A 17,517-nucleotide genomic window follows, 5' to 3' on the forward strand; every position below is an offset into this window, starting at 1 on the left:
ATACTTTCTTATCTTTAAATAAAGAGTAGAATTTATCTACTCTTTTAAAGATACAGAATTGAAATGATTATAATATTTTTTTGATGTACATCATTTATCAGCTTTTGTTTTTTTGTACTAAACGAGAACTAAAGTATATTAGTAAAGCAGCCGTACACCCCTGAACAATATACCCTATTATCATTACGGGAGTATTGTTATCATCTATCAATAACTCCTTAGCGTAATAAGCAATTGTTACAGCAATAACAAAATATATTATGATTAGAAAACTTAACTTTAAAATTTTCATTTTGTAACATCAATCCATCCATTATTTTTATACCAGTCCCGGCCGTCTATAAATCTAGCGACGCCTCCGCCAACGTCAGAATAGGATAAAGCAAATTGAATTGCCGTATGCATAACAGTTGCAATCGCAACGCCTCTAATAGAGTTAATTTTTAGTTTTTTAGCTTGTGCAGTTGCAACCCTCGACAATCCTTCTACTGCTTTCTTTTGCCCTTTTTTCTTTATATAAGCTTTTACGGCAGAAACACCGCCACCTACTACACCACTGATAGCTAAATTAAAAGCCACTCCTGCTACGTTAACACCTACAGCAATTTTTCCTTTTTTCTTCTTCTTCTTTGCGGCATAAACTGCTTCCGCACCAAAAAGGACAGTTTGCACCTTGGAGACTATGGAGTTGTCCTCGGTAACTAACTTTTCAATATACTTTTCCTCTAACTGTGTTTGAGTAGCTTCTAAGTTGTTAAACGTTTCCGAAGCACTATCAAAAAGCCCGAGTAATGCTTCTTCTAATAATTCTACTTCTTCAGTTCCAGAAATAGCCACCGTTTCTTTAACAAGCACCATAAATTTGTCTTTTTCATCCTCACCCATTTTAGAAATATCTAATTTCTCAACTGCGCCTTCAAAATCAAAATCATCATCTAAAATCTCTTCATTAAACTCTTCTGCGTCACTACCTATGTATATTCCTAAGTCTTCAAGTTCATTATCGCTTAACTTATCTAAATCCTCAAACGTTAAATTTTCTAAAGTTCCCGTATCCGAAAAGAAGCCGTCTTCGAAGGTTTCTGTCCGATCAGTATCTGCATATGACAGAAGTGGTTCCGAAACAGTTGAAAATACTAGGACTAATGCAGTTAAAAGCAAGAGTTTTGGAATAATATTCTTCATAATTTTTCCCCTTTTTTAACATTTCTGTATCTTTATACTATAAATCTTAAACATTGTTTACTCATTCTTCAATACCATTTACTAAATATAGGTATAAAGTACCATAAATTATAGTATTCAATTGCTTAGGCTTAAAGCTACCTCCGCCATCCCCGACCTAATTATATAGCACAACGTCAGTCAATCGTATGTACAAAAAAAATTCCGCCCCAACCGTATAGGTCAGGGCGCTATTTTATTTATTGATTTTGGTAACAAGAGCCGCAATATATACGGCCGTATGCTTCATAAGTTTCATTATCGCTCAAAGTTTGGCGGCAATCACAGCATTCATACGAGTCGCGCCCATTATAATCGTAAAGTGATCCAGAATTCCCCGTCTTATAATCGCTCATAGGTGACATTCCCCTCTCGGTTGTATTCCGTTTAATACTATTCACCCAATCCGAATATAATGCCTAGTAGATTCAAAGATTAATCGATTCGAACACGTCATTAACTTGGTCCTGCGTTACTCCAATATAACGCAATGTCTCACGTTGGCTCGAGTGGTTCAGCACGTTCATTAACAATGCGATATCTACACCGGACTTATATGCATGATAGGCCATAGTTTTTCGCAGAGTATGCGTACCTATCTCCACGTTAACGCCAGCTCGATCGGCTGCCTCGTTTAATAGTCGCCAAGCCTGGACGCGTGTTATCGCCTTATGTTCGCCTGACTTTGATCGTCTACGCGAAGGAAATAACGGTGCGTTGTCATCGGCTTCTGCCGGCACTAGTTCGCGCACGGCCTTCTGTATCGCTGGATTCAATTTAAATCGCTTTGACTTGCGCGTCTTTGTTTCCTTAATTGCGAGCGAATCCTTGCCGCGGACATCGCCTACCTTAAGCGACAAAATGTCCGATATGCGTAGCGCTGAATTAATGCCGAAGATAAAAAGCAGCTTGTCGCGTGGATTGCCTAGCGCCTTTTTCATCCGTTCAATGTCCGATTTCTTGCTAATTGGTTCGACCGCGTTCATATGTAACATACCTCCGATTATTCTCGTTTTGTTACATAAATTATATAACGGTCATATTGCATAAATCAACCCCGAAGTTTCAAAAATTTTCTAGCGTATTTTTACCCCCGAGGTTCAATTTTGACGCTTGGACGGTTTACCCACCAGGGAACGGCGCTCAGACTCGGAGTGCCCCCGCCCATCAATTGCGTTGCATACCACATTCAATATAGCGCATATATTTAGTAACACAAACGCATTATGTTACTTACATCCAATCGCACAAATGTCGTCATATCAACGTTCACTCATTGTCCGTTGTACCTACGCACATACATGTCAATTATGCAGTTGTTGAACCCGCATTCCTACGTTGCTTACGAAGCATTCGCAATGAATAAGATAATGCATAAACGATTAACCAACCCTGATGTTTTCAGCCCCCTCGTCCGGCAGGCAGCTCAGGCTGGTGAAATACACAATAAACCCTAGCGATATCCTATATTCTCGGAAGTTATCGGAACACTTCGGTCATTAAGCGATCAAGCACACGGTCAAGCACGCCGTGATAGTATCCAGCCATATTGCGAATAGGCTTACGCTTAGTCGCTTTAAACGTAGTCATGACGGCTTCGATGCCGCAGTCTAATAGTTCGCTAGATTCATAGCAATGCTTTATGTATGACGTTTGCGCAAGGAAAATGCCGTACAGCTTATTTGTTAATTGCGAATCATTGACGAAATAGCTAACGGATTGTTTGAACATGCAATACGTATTATTATTTATAACAGTATTTTGTTTAAAAGAAATAAATGGTTCGTTCTCGTTTTCGATATGCCCATCGCTTGCTACGACTGGCTCGACGGCATCTTGGCGCATGGACACTTCCGCCTGGTCATCTATACTCGAAGCCGGCAATATTTGAATTATATTAGCGCCCTGACCTCCGGACAATTTTCGAGTCGTAGCCACCTTTCGAATGATTCGCAACTCATGCAGGCGGTTGATTGCACGCCTAATAGTCTTCTCGCTCTTGCCGATAAGTTCCGCCAAGGTTGCGGCTTTAAGATGTGCAGCGCCAGCAAACTTGACGGCATATCGAGCGATTGTGTTTAATACTTCGCGAACTATTTCGGATAATTCATAATGATGCGCAGACAAATGGTCCGCAACGGCTTCGTTTAATTGCTGCTTCGATTGGAAGGTCTGATAATCGGTTAAATAGTGCATCGGGTTTCCCTTCTGCGCAAGCCCATAACAGCATACTCAAATAAACGTTGCATGAACGCTATTTTTTCGATATACTTAAATTACTTAGATTTTGTATCAGGGCGTATCGGTTGTTGGAGCAACCGTGCGCTATTTTTTTTTGTTTAAATTCTTCTTTTTAAGCGATTGATTGGCGAATAATCATCGTGACTACGACGCATTTCCTCTGTATCCATCTGTATATAGCGACGCATTGTACGGATATCTGCCCAACCGCCAATTTTCTGTAATGTAAAAGCATCACAACCGTTCAGTATCATATTTTTCGCCCAGGTATGACGGTAGACGTGCGCAGTTACCTTTTTATCATTAATGCCGGCTTTCTCTGCGTAATATTTCAGCCGTTTATTAAACTGATTCTGACCTAAAGGCTCGCCATAGCACGATAAGAATACGCGATCAGTCTTGAAGTGCGCTGCGTTCTCGTTTATTAGCTGTAGCAACATTTTGACGACGTGCGTTGATATTGGTACTAGGCGCGGCTTACGATTCTTATTTCTATCGCCTGACAGCGTAATGAATCGCGTCTTAAAGTCGATATCGCCAGCTCTTAGGCCGATCAATTCATTTGCGCGTAATCCCGAATCTAATAGCAAATTTATCGCCACGGCGTCTCTATAGCCTACATAGTCGCGCATATTAGGTTGGCGCAGTATTTCCTTCACTTCTTCGTCCGTCAAACAATTCGTCAAGTCGATATCTTGCCGGATAAGCTTGATTCTTTCCATCGGATTAACTTCGATTAATTCTTCGCGTTGTAAATGATTGAATATAGCGCGTAAGGTCCGGAGGTTGATGTTAATCGTGGTGTCTGACAATCCGATCCCCTGCCTATTAGAATCGATGTATTTATGGCCGTCATATCGTCGCTTATCGTATTTCATGTAATTTATGTAGTTGCGAAATACATCCACGTCCAATTCGTCCACCGTGTTCACTTCGTATGATGCGAATAGCCAATCGGTAAAATATCCCCACATTTTCACATAATCGCGAACTGTCCTGTCACGAACACCTTCCGCACGTTTTCCAGAAACGACTATATCGATTGCCTGTTCGAAAGTTAATTGCGGAAAATTCTTCGTCGTATGCGAAAGTTTATTAATGCGATTTCGTTTCTTTAAAACCAAAACAAAAACGACCTCCCCTAACGAATTTTTTCATCGCTAAGAAAGGTCGTTATTATTAATCCCAATTCGCCCATTTAAGGGCTGTTTTTGTATCGTCGACTAACGCATATGTGCGGATTTACCAAGGCAATCGGCAACCCTGCGCATCAGTTATCGTTTAGATTACCGAGATAATATCCCGACATAATAAACGACTCAAAACGTTGATATACCGCTTAGCACTCTTCAGGCGTTCCAACCTTTGTTGCTGTTCTAAAAGAAGAGCCGCAGCCGCAATTGGCGATCGCATTCGGATTGTCGATGGTGAATCCGCCACCCATCATTGATTCTTTATAATCAATTTTTGTACCTTGAAGGATCGGTGCATCTTCTTTACTCACAAGCACTTGCAGGCCATGAAGTTCAAGCTGAATGTCGCTTTCCTCCACTTGATGGGCAAACCCCATTCCATATGATAATCCGCTGCATCCTCCGCCTTTGACTGCCACGCGCAATAATGCATCCTCTTCTTCGTTTTGTTTCATCATATCTTTAATGTGAAGGGCAGCCGCTTCAGTAATTATTACAACATCATTCATTTTTTATCCCTCCAAATGTTTTATTACCTATAGTATATACAGCTATAAAAAAGTTCTCAATAAATGAAACTTATTTACCTTTATTATACGCCAACATCGTAATGGTTGGTGCATATTAACCTTGCGGATTCTCATCTAAAAATTTATAAATATTGGCAACGAGTTCTTTGGCAGTTTCGGCCTTCACAATTTCCCCGTTAACGAGCGCAAACAAATGATAAGAGCATTTTCCGCAATAGCCTAGACAGCCATATTCAATTACATCTAAGTCGTAATCCTTTTCAAGCATTACGAATGCCTCATGCGATCCATCCGCAATATTGCTTACACAAAACTCAATAATTGGCTTTATCATCTATTTCACCTCTCCATATTTCTTAATCCTACAGTGAACACCTACTTTTTGGCAACCCATTCAAATACTTTATTTACTAAAATATCAGAATATTTATTCTCTATGACGGTTTGTCAAGTTTCCGTGTTCTACCTGTTGTGATTTAATAATATTTTCGTTATACTTTTTATTGGATTAAGCTGTTTTGTATAAATATATTTATTTTATTAAGATAATTTGGAACCTTAAATAAACGACCTGCTCCAAATTACTTCGCTGTTTTTATTGCTCTTTAGAACGGACAAACAAAGGGGAATTGTTCTATGAAAAATCTCGTGATACTTGGCGGTGGATACGGAGGAATGAGGGTGCTAGCCCGACTTTTGCCGAATCAGCTTCCAGAAGATGTTTCTATTACTTTAATCGACCGTGTACCATATCATTGCTTAAAAACTGAATACTACGCGCTTGCTGCAGGTACAATTTCTGATCAGCATATCCGTGTATCCTACCCGGAGCATCCAAGATTGAAAATCCAATATGGAGATATTACGGAAATTAATATTGATGACAAGCAAATTCACCTGCAAGGCCAAGAACCTGTAACCTATGATGACCTCATTATCGGTCTTGGCTGCGAGGATAAATATCATAATGTTCCTGGAGCAGATATTTACACACACAGTATTCAATCAATTGAAAAGTCACGCAAGACTTATCAAACACTTAATAACCTGCCATCAGGTGCCATTGTTTCCATTGTTGGAGCTGGTTTAAGCGGTATTGAATTAGCTTCGGAATTAAATGAAAGTCGCCCTGACTTGAAAGTGAAATTATTCGATCGCGGCAACCGTATATTGTCTGCTTTTCCAGAAAGACTTAGTAAATATGTAGAAAATTGGTTTAATTCACGCAGTGTAGAGGTTATAAATAACTCGAACATCACGCGTGTAGAAGAAGGCATCCTGTATAATCATGAAGATCAAATTAAAAGTGATGTCATTGTTTGGACTGCAGGTATACAGCCAAATAAGGTTGTTCGTGAAATGAACGCTGAAAAGGATAAACAAGGACGAATCATTCTTACAAAGTACCATAATATACCTAATAATGAGCATGTATATGTTGTCGGTGATTGTGCAAGTCTTCCTCATGCACCTAGTGCTCAATTAGCAGAGGGACAGGCAGAGCAAATTGTTCAAGTTTTGCTTAAGCGCTGGAAAGGCGAATCCCTTCCTGAATCACTTCCAGTCATAAAGCTAAAAGGAATCATGGGATCGTTAGGAAAAAAACACGGTTTCGGTCTCGTTGCCGAACGTCCAATTACCGGCCGTGTTGCGCGGCTCATCAAGTCAGGTATCCTTTGGATGTATAAGTATCATAACGGATAATATCGAAGCATGGAAAAGTTCTATTTACTCAACTTTTCCATACTTTTTAATTAAACAAAAAAGCACTCCATAAAGGAAGTGCTTTTACATTTGCTTAAATCCGTATTTTTCCATCTCTGCATAAATTGTTTTTAATTTTGGATTCCCTTCTCCTACTATTTCATCTTTAATCTTTACGACTGGGTAGAACATATCTTCATCGATCACTCTTTGAGCGAATTCTTTTTTTAGGGAATCCTCAGGAGGATTAAAAATATCTACATAAGTAACTTTAAAGGCTTGATTTATAAATTTTCTAGTTAGGGCGGCTTCAAGCCATTCATAAGTTTCCTTAGATGATGGTAAATTTACACAGCTTGGGCAAAGTACTTCTGCACCATAAACAGTGATTTCCAGTTCTTTATCCATTTGACTTCCTCCTCTATATACAATCATGCAGTCTTCGCAATCCAATATTGTGCTGTTAAAACGAATTGTTTCACTCTTCATTCTATTCTACAATATAATATAATAAACAGTCATTAGAAAAACTTGACGTTCATCGCACTGCGACAGAGAATGTCTTATTTTTCTTATGTTCTTTTTAATCTGGAACCCAGCATTTTCTTTTCTTCATAGGCAAGAAAATGTTTCCTTATGAGTGGAAATCCTGTTTAGATAATAGATTTTTACTCACAACTTGATTATAATAAGTATTAAGAAAGGAGTCGATTTCAAATGGCAGAACAAGCAACAATGACTGGTCAAGTACAAGAAGTATTAGATAAATTACGTCCTTTCCTTCTTCGTGATGGTGGCGACTGTGAGTTAGTAGATGTTGAGGATGGCATTGTTAAATTACGTTTACTAGGTGCATGCGGCAGCTGTCCTAGCTCAACAATCACTTTAAAAGCTGGTATTGAACGTGCTCTTTTAGAAGAAGTACCAGGTGTAGTGGAAGTTGAACAAGTATTTTAATTTTACTTTCCAATTTGCAAAAGCGATGTCATATTGACATCGCTTTAATTTTTTTCTTATTAAAACACTATAAATAAGAAAAGCATAATTGCAGATTTATTTAATAATAAATTAGGATTTATATACATTTATCGCAAATATGAGTTATTTAAAACAATTTATATGCTTTACTGCAAATTCCTCGAAACTTCGTGGTTGTTTTCCTGTTAACTTAGTAAAATCCGTTGTTACCGCTTTTGCTGTCCCCATACAAGTCATAAAATACAGAGCCACTGTTACATTCACATAAGCTTTATCGAGACCTCGATTCTTTATATAATAATTTCTGTATTTTAAATAGCTTGGCTTCATATATGTGATTTTTCTTCCTGTTACCTTTGAAAGAATATCCGCTATTTGAAAATAATCAAGTGCTTTCGATCCAGTAATGGTATGTGCTGTATTCTGATATTTTTCCGGACTGTGTAATAAAGTTGCTATAGAAAGTCCAATATCTTCTGCATCAATAAAACTCGTCTTGCTATTCCCAGCTGGTACGAAAACTTGATTCTTTTCTTTTATCTCAACCGAATGAATACCTGATATATTTTGCATAAAAAAGCCCGGACGAATATGTGCATAAGGAATACCTGCCGACTCTATATACTTCTCTATTTTATGGTGTGGGGGAATTGTATTTTTCTCAACACCCATTAGAGATAAGAAAGATACTAATCGAATGCCACATTGTTTCATTGCATCAATAAATGGAAATAAATCCTCTGGTTTACCTAGATGTGGTGGACGCATCAAAAATACTCGGTCTACACCATTAAGCGCCTTTAAATAAGTAGTAGAATCTGTAAAATCTAATAACGCTTTATCAACAGTCTCTCCAAATAAGGATTGAAGTTTCACTAAATCTGTGCCAGTAGCAACTACTTGTTCACCCATTTTTAACAGTTCATTTGTTACATATCTTCCTACATTACCAGAAGCACCCGTTACTAATACTTTCATAAATAATCCCTCACTAATAATCATAATGAAATTATTGCTGCAAAAGCATTGGAATTTGGTCAGCGACTAATAATAAAGGCTCAGCATCCCCACTTGTAAAAGAAATTAAGAATGCTCCTTCAATCATCAGATTGATTACAATTCCTAATTCTCGCGCCTTTTCTTCCTTGAAATTTGCTTGAAGTAATTTTTGTGTGAATTGATCTTGAAAATCATTATATGCTGCTTGGCACACTTTTCTCAAAGGCTCACTAATTAAGGATGTTTCTAATGCAACAGCAGCTATCGGAACCCCTTCAATTCTTAATTTTTTTTGAAAAAATTCAGCCATTTCAAAAATTAAAGATTGAATGGATTTAACAGGATCATCTTCTTTTTCAAGACTTTCCTTGATTTTATTTTTGATAAAATGTGCCGTTAAATTAACAGATTCAATAGCTAATTGTTCTTTTCCATCTGGAAAGTAATAGTATAATGAGCCTTTAGGGGACTGACTTTCTTCGATAATTTGCTTTACTCCAGTCCCATGATAGCCTTGTAGCTGAAAGAGGCGAGAAGCTGTTTTCACTAATTTTTCCTTAGAATTCTCTTTATTACCCATCATTCAATCACCTCAAAATTATAACGAAGGGTCAATATAATATTAAATGATAATTTTAATTCTGTAAATTTTTTCTAATAAATACCATTCTTTTCAACATAAAAATTTAATAAGTTAACTTGAAAGGTAATATTTGCACACGATAAATGAAAAACAAACAAAAAAGAACGCTTAGAGTGACCTATATAGAAGCGGCATTCTCCTTTGTGCTAATTCCTTTTTCCAGATATGACAGATTGCACTAAAAAAAAAGCGATGTATAAACATCATCGCCTCTTCAATTGGCTACATTCAATTTTTTAGTAACTCGACTTCCTGCCTGGTCAATTTGCAGGCAAGTAAACGCTATATGAGGTAACTCAGCGGCAAGTCCTTCTGCAACTGCTTGGCCTGAACCAGGCTTAGCCAGGCAAAGTACTGTTGGGCCTGCGCCGCTCAAGGCCACGCCAAATGCACCATATGTTAATGCACGGTTTTCTACTTGTTCAAGCTCTGGCACAATACTTCTGCGATAAGGCTGATGAAACAAATCCTGCATCATCATTTTTCCTGCTAATTCATAATTTCCAGTTAATAAAGAAGCAATTAGCACATTCCCCTTTGCTCCAGCCTGAACGGCACTTTTAAAGGACAGTACTTCTGGAAGCACCCCTCTCGAGTGTTCTGTCAATAGCTCTGTTTGAGGGATACATGCAACAATATCGACATTTAACCCGTAAAAAGAAATGGCATCCACTTCGTTTTCTGCTTGACTGCCAATAATGAGGCCGCCCATTAAGGAGGCGCCGACATTATCAGGATGGCCTTCGACTTCGGAACCGAGACGAAGCTTCTCTTCCTTAGGTAGGTTAAGCTCACACAATGAATCAGCAAGCTCGATTCCCGCAATAATCGCTGCTGCACTTGACCCTAGGCCGCGGGCAATGGGAATATCGCTATCAATTATTATTTGACACGGAGGCACTTGTGCATTGTATTTCCTCGCTGTCTCCTGAGCGATTTGGACAATGAAATTTGTATCATTGGCTGGAAAAACTTTCAGCGATTCTGCAAGAGGAATTACTTCCCAATGATCTTGCTTTGTTACTTCCATACGTAAATATAAATTTAAAGCTAATCCAACCGAATCAAATCCCGGCCCAAGATTAGCTGTACTTGCTGGAACTTCAATGATGAGCATTTCGCCATCACTCATGCATGGACAACTCCTTTAATATGACGAGCAACTGCTTTTTCGTCATTTGGCAATTGAACTGGTTTAATCGGGCTGCAATCAATCGCAGTATTAGGATCTTTTAGCCCATTTCCTGTAAGAACCGCCACCACTCTTGTTTTATGTTTAATCTCTCCGTTTCGCAGTTGCTTATATACACCTGCAAGCGACGCACATGATGCTGGTTCAGCAAAAATACCTTCTGTTGATGCCAGCTTTCTATACATGCATAGAATTTCTTCATCACTTACTTCATCAATCTTCCCTTTTGATTCATTTACTGCATTCACTGCCAAATCCCAGCTAGCCGGATTCCCGATACGAATGGCGGTCGCGACAGTTTCTGGATTTTCGAATACGCGATTATGGACAATCGCAGCTGCACCCTCAGCTTCAAAACCATGCATTTTTGGCAACCCTGTTCCTTTTGCTTCATGGTACTCTTTAAAGCCTTTCCAATATGCACTAATATTGCCTGCATTCCCAACCGGCAAAGCAAGAATATCCGGTGCACCGCCTAGCTGATCACACACTTCAAATGCAGCCGTTTTCTGTCCTTCAAGACGATATGGATTCACTGAGTTCACAAGTGTAATCAGTTCAGTTTCACTAATTTTCCTTACCATCGCTAACGCTTGGTCAAAGTTTCCTTCTATCGAAACAACCTCCGCACCATACATAACAGCTTGTGCGAGCTTTCCCATCGCAATTTTCCCTTCAGGAATAACAACTACGCATCTTAATCCAGCTCTTGCTGCATAAGCTGCAGCTGCAGCGGATGTATTTCCAGTCGAAGCGCAGATAATCGCATCACTGCCTTCCTCCTTCGCTTTTGCAACAGCCATAACCATCCCTCTATCCTTAAAAGAACCTGTCGGATTGGCACCTTCTGTTTTTACATAAAGATCAATTCCCCAATCCCTTGAAAGCTTATCAAGGCGAATTAAAGGTGTATTTCCTTCATTTAATGTAACCATCGGCGTATTTTCATTTATAGGTAAGAAATCTCTATATGTTTTTATTAAGCCTTCCCATCTCATCGCTTTGCTCCTCCTTCAACACGATACGAGCTTTTAACATCTTTTACTGCTTGTAAATCTCTTAAGCTAATTAAAATATTTTCATAGTCTTCAAGTGAGGCTTGATGTGTAACTAACACAATTTCAGCTAGCTCCCTTTCCTTTACCGGAACTTGAAGGATTTTTTCAAAGCTGACATGATGATCTGAGAATATGTTAGTAATATTGGAAAATACGCCTACTTCATCGCTAACATGCAAACGCAAAAAATATTTAGAAAAAATTTCATTATCATCTTTGAGCATTTTTTCGTATTGTGGGGTCGCTGCGCTCTTACCGTTTACCCCGAGACGCATATTTTTCATTACACCAACAAGGTCGGACACTACAGCTGTAGCTGTTGGAAGACTGCCTGCCCCCGGCCCGTAAAACATTGTTTCTCCCACTGCTTCTCCATATACATAAACGGCATTGTATTCATCTTGGACACCTGCAAGGGGATGAGCTTCCGCTAATAATGTCGGCTGGACACTAACTTCAACTTTTTCGCCATCTCTATGAGCAATACCGATGAGCTTCATTGTATATCCAAGCTGTTCTGCATATTGTAAGTCCTCTTCTGTAATTTCAGTTATTCCTTTTACTTTTACATCATCTAAATCAATGTTCATCGAGAAGCCTAAAGTAGACAGTATGGCCATTTTTCTAGCTGCATCCAAGCCTTCGACATCGGCTGTCGGATCACTTTCCGCATATCCAAGCTCCTGTGCTTCTTTTAGCACATTCTCGTATGCACTGCCTTCCTTGCTCATTTTTGATAAGATAAAGTTCGTTGTGCCATTCACAATTCCCATCATTTTTGTAATGCGATCAGACGCAAGACCGTCTACTAGACCTCTAAGAATCGGAATGCCTCCAGCAACGCTTGCTTCATAGAATAAGTCACAGCCATTTGCAGAGGCTGCAAGCAATAGCTCCGGTCCATAAACAGCCATTAAATCCTTATTTGCTGTAACAATATGCTTATGATTTTCAATCGCTGTCTGCAAATAGCCTCTTGTCTCTTCAAGTCCACCCATTACCTCTATCACTATATTAATTTCTGGATTTTTTATAATATCATCAGGGTTCGTCGTTAAAATATTGGAATCCACCTCAACCGCACGTTCTTTATCTATATTTTTAACAAGAACTTTACTAACATGAACAGGGCAGCCTACTTGATGCATAAGCTTATCCTGGTGATTTTCAATAATCTTCACTACTCCAGAACCTACTGTGCCTAAACCTAATAAACCGATCGAGATTGCTTCCACTATCTGTTCCCCCTTAAACTGTTCTCTTGAAAAGTACATTTGTTTTTGTATAGTAGACATTATAGTCCTCATTTAATCGTTTTACAATAGGTAAGAAGAGATTTTTTAATTTTTAAAAGAAAACAATCTTTAAAACACAAAGATAAAATAAGGAATGAATTGTAGAAGACAAAAAAGGCTCGTTGATTTAGAAACATCAACAAGCCCTCTTTATTAAAATACTGGTGTTATCGCTTTCTTGTTTGAAAGCACAGCCTCTATATTTTCTACACATAATTTCATCATTTTATTTCGTGTTTCACCTGTTGCGCTGCCAATATGCGGCATAGCTACAACCTGCTTTAGCTTCAGCAGCGGGTGATCAGCATCAATTGGTTCATTTACAAATACGTCTAAGCCAGCACCAGCAATTTCGCCGCTCACCAAAGCATCATATAAATCCTTCTCATTGACAACCGGACCCCGAGAAGCATTAACAAAGACAGCTGTTTGCTTCATTTTCTTAAACGCTTCCCTTGTGAACATGTCTTTTGTTTCTTCAGTCAATGGCGTAAGGCAAACAATAAAGTCGGACTGTGCCAGCAGCTCATCAAAATCTACATACTTTGCTCCAAGTTCATCTTCTGCATCCTGTTTTCTTGAACGATTATAGTAGAGAATATTCATATCAAACCCGGTTGCTCTTTTGGCAACAACTTTTCCTATACTTCCCATCCCAACAATTCCGATCGTTTTCCGATGGACATCATGGCCAGCTAGCAAAAGTGGACTCCAGCTTTTCCAATCACCATTCTTTACATATTCGGAAGCCTCAATCATTCTTCTCGCCGTTGCAAGTAATAATGCAAATGCCAGGTCAGCGGTAGATTCGGTCAATACATCAGGTGTATTAGTAATTGTAATTCCTAAATCCTTTGCGGAGGAAATATCCACATTATCATATCCAACTGCCATATTCGCAACAATTTTTAATTTATTTCCTGCTGTTAGAAGCTCTTTATTCACGTTTTCAGAAAGCGTAGTTAATAGCGCATCTGCATCCTTTACTTCTTTGACAAGCTCTTCATAAGGAATGGGCCTATCCTCTTTATCCCACATCTTTACATCGTAGTTCTCTTTAAGTGGAGCAATTACTTCATCAGGCAGCTTTCTTGAAATGAAAATTCTTTGCGTCATCGTAATGTCACTTCCCCATTTTTCTTTTAATTATAGGGAATATTTCCAATGATAGAAAGTTATTTACTTGTTAGCCACTCCGGCATCGGAATACTCCATTGCTGTATAGGAAGAGGTCTATCGGCTAGGTCGAAAAACTGGCTAAGAAACTTTTCGTAATCCCCTGACTGCTGAAGATATTTTTCTAATTTTTCCTTCAAAAAATTTCGATGCTGCTCTGAGGATGTTCCATAATAGTTTTCTACACATTCAAAATAATGCAGCGGAAATAAAATTCTCGCGTAATAAAGCCGCCATGAAAAAGGAGATAATGGTGTAATGGATTCATATTCCTTAATGAATTGTCTTAAATCCGGTTCATATGTTTTTATATTGCTAAAATATTTTTCTCTTGTCCATTCTGCTAAATCTCTTGTCGCATGGTCAAAAACCCAATCAAACGGGTTTTTAATATAGTATTGCTCCCCCCAGCTGTTCATTAAAAACCGCTCATGACAAACCGTGCCGCTATCATTCATTAACGGTTCCTCATCAAATTCAGTATCAACTATATATTGTATTGCATTTTCAGCTAACCCCATATAGTATGGAAAGGATTCTAAAAACAAACGATCAAAATCATTTTCGCCATCAAATTGAAACAGCATATCATTCCATACTCTTTCCATTTGATCAAGACGCGTTTCCCAAAGCTGTTTCCATTGTCCAATCCGACTCGTTTTTTCCACTGAAAACGAGACGCCTCTGCCGCGAAAATGAAATTTAGCAAGTTTCCTGCCAAATAGCCCGTTTTTCCGCGGCTGCAGACGGTCATTGCCCAGCACGGCATAGCGTGCATCTTCCCATTCACTGTAAGGCGTTCCTTCTGTCGTCTTTTTAAAGCCAGCAATATTCCGATCACCGCTCAATTTCAAATGCTCTGCAATTTGGTCCAACTCTACAAGTTCTTCTTCGCCCATATGACTGGCAGGAACTAAAATGTATACTTCATTTTGTGATTTACAAGCATTATATTTTTCAATCCTAAATTCTTCATCAGCTTGTATCCCGTATTTCTCCTTCAATAATCTTATTAACATCACTTACCCCTCCCTCATCAAACCTCTTATAAAAATATATATGAAAAGAAAGTTTTAAACTTGTTGATTTTCTTTTATGAGGATATGATGGAATGAAAGTTCGCAAGCTATACTTAACATCATATAGTGTAAAGAGCAGAAAAAATGGCTGAATCTTATAGAGAAAAGGTGAGTACATGAGCGAAGAAAAAGCAGTTAATTTAACAGAACAAACCGCACGTAGATGGCTACAAGAAAGAGGCGTTGAAATTCGCGATATTGCTGATTTAGTATATTTTCTCCAAGAAAAATATCATCAAGATTTAAAAATCGAAGTATGCATAGAGAACGTCGAACGCGTTTTATCAAAACGGGAAGTTCAAAACGCAATTTTAACGGGGATACAACTGGACATTCTTGCAGAAGAAAAGAAATTGCTTGAGCCTCTACAAACAATAATAGAAGTTGATGAAGGCCTATACGGGGTCGACGAGGTACTCGCTTTATCTATCGTGAATGTATATGGATCCATCGGATTAACTAACTTTGGTTATGTAGATAAACTTAAACCGGGAATTTTAAAAGCATTAAATGATAAAAATTCAGATAGATGCCACACCTTTCTAGACGATATTGTTGGAGCAATCGCTGCCGCTGCTTCCAGCCGATTGGCCCATAGAGCAAATAATACAAAGTAAACTTTAAATCATAGTGTTGAGAAATTATAATAAGAACATTTAATTGGATTAGCTCCTGCGGGAGTAGCGTAGCGACGAGAGGGCTTTTGCGCGCGTCAAGTATAATCTCTAAATTTCCTACTAGCTAAAAAAGGCAAACCACAGATAAACCTGCGATTTGCCTTTTTATTTTATTTAAATTTCCATTGATCAAGGGAATCGACAATATAGGTTGGCTTTTGCTCGTAACCTTCCAGCAATTCCTTCGTTGTCACTCCCGTATGAACGAGAAGCGTGTCCAGTCCTGCATTCATTCCCGCCATTATATCTGTATCATAATTATCTCCAACCATCAATGTTTCTTCTTTCGCAGTACCTATAACTTTCAATGCCTGCTCCATGATAATTGATTCAGGTTTGCCAATGAATATTGGCGCTGTTTGCGTTGAGACAGTGATGACAGAGGTCAGCGAACCATTCCCTGGCAAAAGCCCTCTTTCAGTAGGGAGGGCAATATCCCCATTCGTTGAAATAAATGTTGCACCATTTCGAACCGCGAGACAAGCCTTGGCTAGTTTTTCATAAGTAATTTCCCGGTCAATGCCAACGACTACATAATCAGCATTTTCCTCCACAATGGAAAAATGCTTTTCTTTCAAAGCTGATTGGATACCTTCTTCTCCAATCACATACACAGTCGCATTTTCTTTTTGCTCATATATATAATTAGCTGTTGCCATACTCGTCGTAAACACTTGTTCTTCTCTTGCAGCAATTCCAAATTTCTGTAATTTATCTGCTACCTGCTTTGGTGTTCTGGAAGAATTATTTGTGACAAAAAGATAAGGGATTTCTCGAGCAATCAATTGATTAATAAAATCGACTGCTTCAGCTATTAATTCCGTTCCTTTATACATTGTTCCGTCTAAATCAATTAAATAACCTTTATATTGAGTCACGTGAAACCTCCTGAGTTTAATTTCTAAAAGCTGACACAGGACCAAGCTCTTTCGTTAAGTAATCTCTTACATGCGTTGGGAATTTTTTTAACAATGGCAGTTGAGCCTTAAAAAGGTCATTCAGTTCACTATGATTAATTCCTGTATAACTTTGTACAAGCTGTTTGCGGAATTCAATGACTTTCTTAAAGTTAACACTCATTTCTTGATTAATTACTTTTTCATCATCAAGAATATCGATAATATCTTCATAACTGCCAGGATCTCTCATAATAAAACCATCTATCATCGCATTTCCTACATCCAAAATGGATTCAATTACCATTTGTCCAATACGCTCAAGCGCCATATTTTCAATCGGCGTTTCAAACGTTTCCTGTTGTTCTAAAAGGGTCAGCTGCTGTTCTAAATAAACTAATGTTTCTTCAATCTTTTCACGATCAACAAAATACATCTATCTCACCTTTCCCATTTACAATCCATTATGTATCCTTTACTATTGTATCTCATTCATGCCCGGGGTGAAAGTTTGTTTAGAAAAACTTAACTTCGGTTCAAGAACATATTTAACCACTTACTTATTAGGCAAAAAATTATTTTGCTGTCGATTTGATTTTGATAAGATAGAGGAAGCAGTTTACGTTGAAAGG

At 38.4% G+C, this 17,517-nt stretch carries 20 protein-coding genes and 1 pseudogene; 3 read left to right on the forward strand and 18 right to left on the reverse strand.

Features of this window, described 5'->3' with window-relative positions; all coding sequences use genetic code 11:
• Positions 1 to 288 precede the first annotated feature (288 nt).
• The 8 genes and pseudogenes from CWS20_RS00435 to CWS20_RS00460 form a co-directional block, all read right to left on the reverse strand.
• On the reverse strand, positions 289 to 1,185 hold the full coding sequence (locus CWS20_RS00435) for a hypothetical protein (protein WP_066190563.1): 897 nt from the start codon (positions 1,183 to 1,185) through the stop codon (positions 289 to 291).
• 239 nt (positions 1,186 to 1,424) lie between these two features.
• Positions 1,425 to 1,580, reverse strand: coding sequence for an LIM domain-containing protein (locus CWS20_RS27830; protein WP_158236984.1), 156 nt, complete (start codon positions 1,578 to 1,580; stop codon positions 1,425 to 1,427).
• A gap of 72 nt (positions 1,581 to 1,652) precedes the next feature.
• A complete protein-coding gene (locus tag CWS20_RS00440) occupies positions 1,653 to 2,210 on the reverse strand; it encodes a site-specific integrase (RefSeq protein WP_066190562.1) in 558 nt (185 codons plus the stop codon).
• A 493-nt stretch (positions 2,211 to 2,703) separates the two neighbouring features.
• The gene (locus CWS20_RS28515) at positions 2,704 to 3,144 is read right to left on the reverse strand and encodes a hypothetical protein (RefSeq protein WP_241504119.1); all 441 of its coding nucleotides are present in this window, start codon (positions 3,142 to 3,144) and stop codon (positions 2,704 to 2,706) included.
• Between the two features lie 36 nt (positions 3,145 to 3,180).
• A pseudogene (locus CWS20_RS28520) lies at positions 3,181 to 3,420 on the reverse strand (helix-turn-helix domain-containing protein); the annotation flags it as partial.
• 143 nt (positions 3,421 to 3,563) lie between these two features.
• Positions 3,564 to 4,589: a tyrosine-type recombinase/integrase gene (locus tag CWS20_RS00450; protein ID WP_066190555.1), complete on the reverse strand. Its 1,026-nt coding sequence runs from the start codon at positions 4,587 to 4,589 to the stop codon at positions 3,564 to 3,566.
• A gap of 215 nt (positions 4,590 to 4,804) precedes the next feature.
• A complete protein-coding gene (locus CWS20_RS00455; protein WP_066190553.1) occupies positions 4,805 to 5,167 on the reverse strand; it encodes a HesB/IscA family protein in 363 nt (120 codons plus the stop codon).
• Between the two features lie 115 nt (positions 5,168 to 5,282).
• Entirely contained in the window at positions 5,283 to 5,522 is a 240-nt protein-coding gene (locus CWS20_RS00460) for a YuzB family protein (protein WP_066190549.1), read from the reverse strand.
• Positions 5,523 to 5,824: 302 nt separating this feature from the next.
• Here CWS20_RS00460 and CWS20_RS00465 point away from each other — a divergent pair, with 302 nt between their 5' ends.
• Positions 5,825 to 6,892, forward strand: coding sequence for an NAD(P)/FAD-dependent oxidoreductase (locus tag CWS20_RS00465; RefSeq protein ID WP_066190548.1), 1,068 nt, complete (start codon positions 5,825 to 5,827; stop codon positions 6,890 to 6,892).
• Positions 6,893 to 6,976: 84 nt separating this feature from the next.
• On the opposite strand, the gene CWS20_RS00470 is transcribed toward CWS20_RS00465, so the two are convergent.
• Positions 6,977 to 7,300, reverse strand: coding sequence for a YuzD family protein (locus tag CWS20_RS00470; RefSeq protein WP_066190542.1), 324 nt, complete (start codon positions 7,298 to 7,300; stop codon positions 6,977 to 6,979).
• A gap of 309 nt (positions 7,301 to 7,609) precedes the next feature.
• Here CWS20_RS00470 and CWS20_RS00475 point away from each other — a divergent pair, with 309 nt between their 5' ends.
• The gene (locus CWS20_RS00475) at positions 7,610 to 7,849 is read left to right on the forward strand and encodes a NifU family protein (protein WP_066190539.1); all 240 of its coding nucleotides are present in this window, start codon (positions 7,610 to 7,612) and stop codon (positions 7,847 to 7,849) included.
• 144 nt (positions 7,850 to 7,993) lie between these two features.
• Here the strand turns inward: CWS20_RS00475 and CWS20_RS00480 are convergent, their stop codons facing one another.
• The 7 genes from CWS20_RS00480 to yutH form a co-directional block, all read right to left on the reverse strand.
• Positions 7,994 to 8,848 carry an SDR family oxidoreductase gene (locus tag CWS20_RS00480; protein ID WP_066190536.1) on the reverse strand — a complete coding sequence of 285 codons (855 nt, stop codon included), beginning with the start codon at positions 8,846 to 8,848 and terminating at the stop codon, positions 7,994 to 7,996.
• A 31-nt stretch (positions 8,849 to 8,879) separates the two neighbouring features.
• Positions 8,880 to 9,452 carry a TetR/AcrR family transcriptional regulator gene (locus CWS20_RS00485; protein WP_241504115.1) on the reverse strand — a complete coding sequence of 191 codons (573 nt, stop codon included), beginning with the start codon at positions 9,450 to 9,452 and terminating at the stop codon, positions 8,880 to 8,882.
• 274 nt (positions 9,453 to 9,726) lie between these two features.
• Positions 9,727 to 10,644, reverse strand: a complete 918-nt coding sequence (gene thrB / locus CWS20_RS00490; RefSeq protein ID WP_066190526.1) for a homoserine kinase — start codon at positions 10,642 to 10,644, stop codon at positions 9,727 to 9,729.
• The gene (gene thrC / locus CWS20_RS00495; protein WP_066190525.1) at positions 10,641 to 11,702 is read right to left on the reverse strand and encodes a threonine synthase; all 1,062 of its coding nucleotides are present in this window, start codon (positions 11,700 to 11,702) and stop codon (positions 10,641 to 10,643) included. Before thrC ends, thrB begins: the two co-directional genes overlap by 4 nt.
• Positions 11,699 to 13,036 carry a homoserine dehydrogenase gene (locus tag CWS20_RS00500; RefSeq protein WP_411814295.1) on the reverse strand — a complete coding sequence of 446 codons (1,338 nt, stop codon included), beginning with the start codon at positions 13,034 to 13,036 and terminating at the stop codon, positions 11,699 to 11,701. The genes thrC and CWS20_RS00500 overlap by 4 nt, the downstream gene beginning before the upstream one ends.
• Positions 13,037 to 13,210: 174 nt before the next feature.
• Positions 13,211 to 14,173, reverse strand: coding sequence for a 2-hydroxyacid dehydrogenase (locus tag CWS20_RS00505; protein WP_101226180.1), 963 nt, complete (start codon positions 14,171 to 14,173; stop codon positions 13,211 to 13,213).
• A 59-nt stretch (positions 14,174 to 14,232) separates the two neighbouring features.
• Positions 14,233 to 15,252 (reverse strand): spore coat putative kinase YutH, encoded by a 1,020-nt coding sequence (gene yutH, locus CWS20_RS00510; protein WP_066190515.1) that lies wholly within the window; start codon positions 15,250 to 15,252, stop codon positions 14,233 to 14,235.
• A gap of 176 nt (positions 15,253 to 15,428) precedes the next feature.
• On the opposite strand from yutH, the gene CWS20_RS00515 reads away from it, so the two are divergent.
• Positions 15,429 to 15,929 (forward strand): phosphatidylglycerophosphatase A family protein, encoded by a 501-nt coding sequence (locus CWS20_RS00515; RefSeq protein ID WP_066190513.1) that lies wholly within the window; start codon positions 15,429 to 15,431, stop codon positions 15,927 to 15,929.
• A 170-nt stretch (positions 15,930 to 16,099) separates the two neighbouring features.
• On the opposite strand, the gene CWS20_RS00520 is transcribed toward CWS20_RS00515, so the two are convergent.
• Positions 16,100 to 16,867 carry a TIGR01457 family HAD-type hydrolase gene (locus tag CWS20_RS00520; protein WP_066190511.1) on the reverse strand — a complete coding sequence of 256 codons (768 nt, stop codon included), beginning with the start codon at positions 16,865 to 16,867 and terminating at the stop codon, positions 16,100 to 16,102.
• A gap of 16 nt (positions 16,868 to 16,883) precedes the next feature.
• On the reverse strand, positions 16,884 to 17,321 hold the full coding sequence (locus tag CWS20_RS00525) for a DUF86 domain-containing protein (RefSeq protein WP_066190508.1): 438 nt from the start codon (positions 17,319 to 17,321) through the stop codon (positions 16,884 to 16,886).
• Between the last annotated feature and the right edge of the window lie 196 nt (positions 17,322 to 17,517).

Origin of the sequence: Cytobacillus horneckiae (assembly GCF_002835735.1) — a bacterium.
Taxonomy (GTDB): Bacteria; Bacillota; Bacilli; order Bacillales; family Cytobacillaceae; genus Cytobacillus; species Cytobacillus horneckiae.

Bases quoted from the DNA above. Each gene is read 5' to 3' on its own strand.
- CWS20_RS00455 (WP_066190553.1), bottom strand. From the start codon at position 5,167: ATGAATGATGTTGTAATAATTACTGAAGCGGCTGCCCTTCACATTAAA.
- CWS20_RS00470 (WP_066190542.1), bottom strand. From the start codon at position 7,300: ATGGATAAAGAACTGGAAATCACTGTTTATGGTGCAGAAGTACTTTGC.
- thrB (WP_066190526.1), bottom strand. From the start codon at position 10,644: ATGAGTGATGGCGAAATGCTCATCATTGAAGTTCCAGCAAGTACAGCT.
- CWS20_RS00505 (WP_101226180.1), bottom strand. From the start codon at position 14,173: ATGACGCAAAGAATTTTCATTTCAAGAAAGCTGCCTGATGAAGTAATT.
- CWS20_RS27830 (WP_158236984.1), bottom strand. From the start codon at position 1,580: ATGAGCGATTATAAGACGGGGAATTCTGGATCACTTTACGATTATAAT.
- thrC (WP_066190525.1), bottom strand. From the start codon at position 11,702: ATGAGATGGGAAGGCTTAATAAAAACATATAGAGATTTCTTACCTATA.
- CWS20_RS00475 (WP_066190539.1), top strand. From the start codon at position 7,610: ATGGCAGAACAAGCAACAATGACTGGTCAAGTACAAGAAGTATTAGAT.
- CWS20_RS00435 (WP_066190563.1), bottom strand. From the start codon at position 1,185: ATGAAGAATATTATTCCAAAACTCTTGCTTTTAACTGCATTAGTCCTA.
- yutH (WP_066190515.1), bottom strand. From the start codon at position 15,252: ATGTTAATAAGATTATTGAAGGAGAAATACGGGATACAAGCTGATGAA.
- CWS20_RS00465 (WP_066190548.1), top strand. From the start codon at position 5,825: ATGAAAAATCTCGTGATACTTGGCGGTGGATACGGAGGAATGAGGGTG.
- CWS20_RS00440 (WP_066190562.1), bottom strand. From the start codon at position 2,210: ATGAACGCGGTCGAACCAATTAGCAAGAAATCGGACATTGAACGGATG.
- CWS20_RS00500 (WP_411814295.1), bottom strand. From the start codon at position 13,036: ATGTACTTTTCAAGAGAACAGTTTAAGGGGGAACAGATAGTGGAAGCA.
- CWS20_RS00485 (WP_241504115.1), bottom strand. From the start codon at position 9,452: ATGATGGGTAATAAAGAGAATTCTAAGGAAAAATTAGTGAAAACAGCT.
- CWS20_RS00480 (WP_066190536.1), bottom strand. From the start codon at position 8,848: ATGAAAGTATTAGTAACGGGTGCTTCTGGTAATGTAGGAAGATATGTA.
- CWS20_RS00460 (WP_066190549.1), bottom strand. From the start codon at position 5,522: ATGATAAAGCCAATTATTGAGTTTTGTGTAAGCAATATTGCGGATGGA.
- CWS20_RS00515 (WP_066190513.1), top strand. From the start codon at position 15,429: ATGAGCGAAGAAAAAGCAGTTAATTTAACAGAACAAACCGCACGTAGA.
- CWS20_RS00525 (WP_066190508.1), bottom strand. From the start codon at position 17,321: ATGTATTTTGTTGATCGTGAAAAGATTGAAGAAACATTAGTTTATTTA.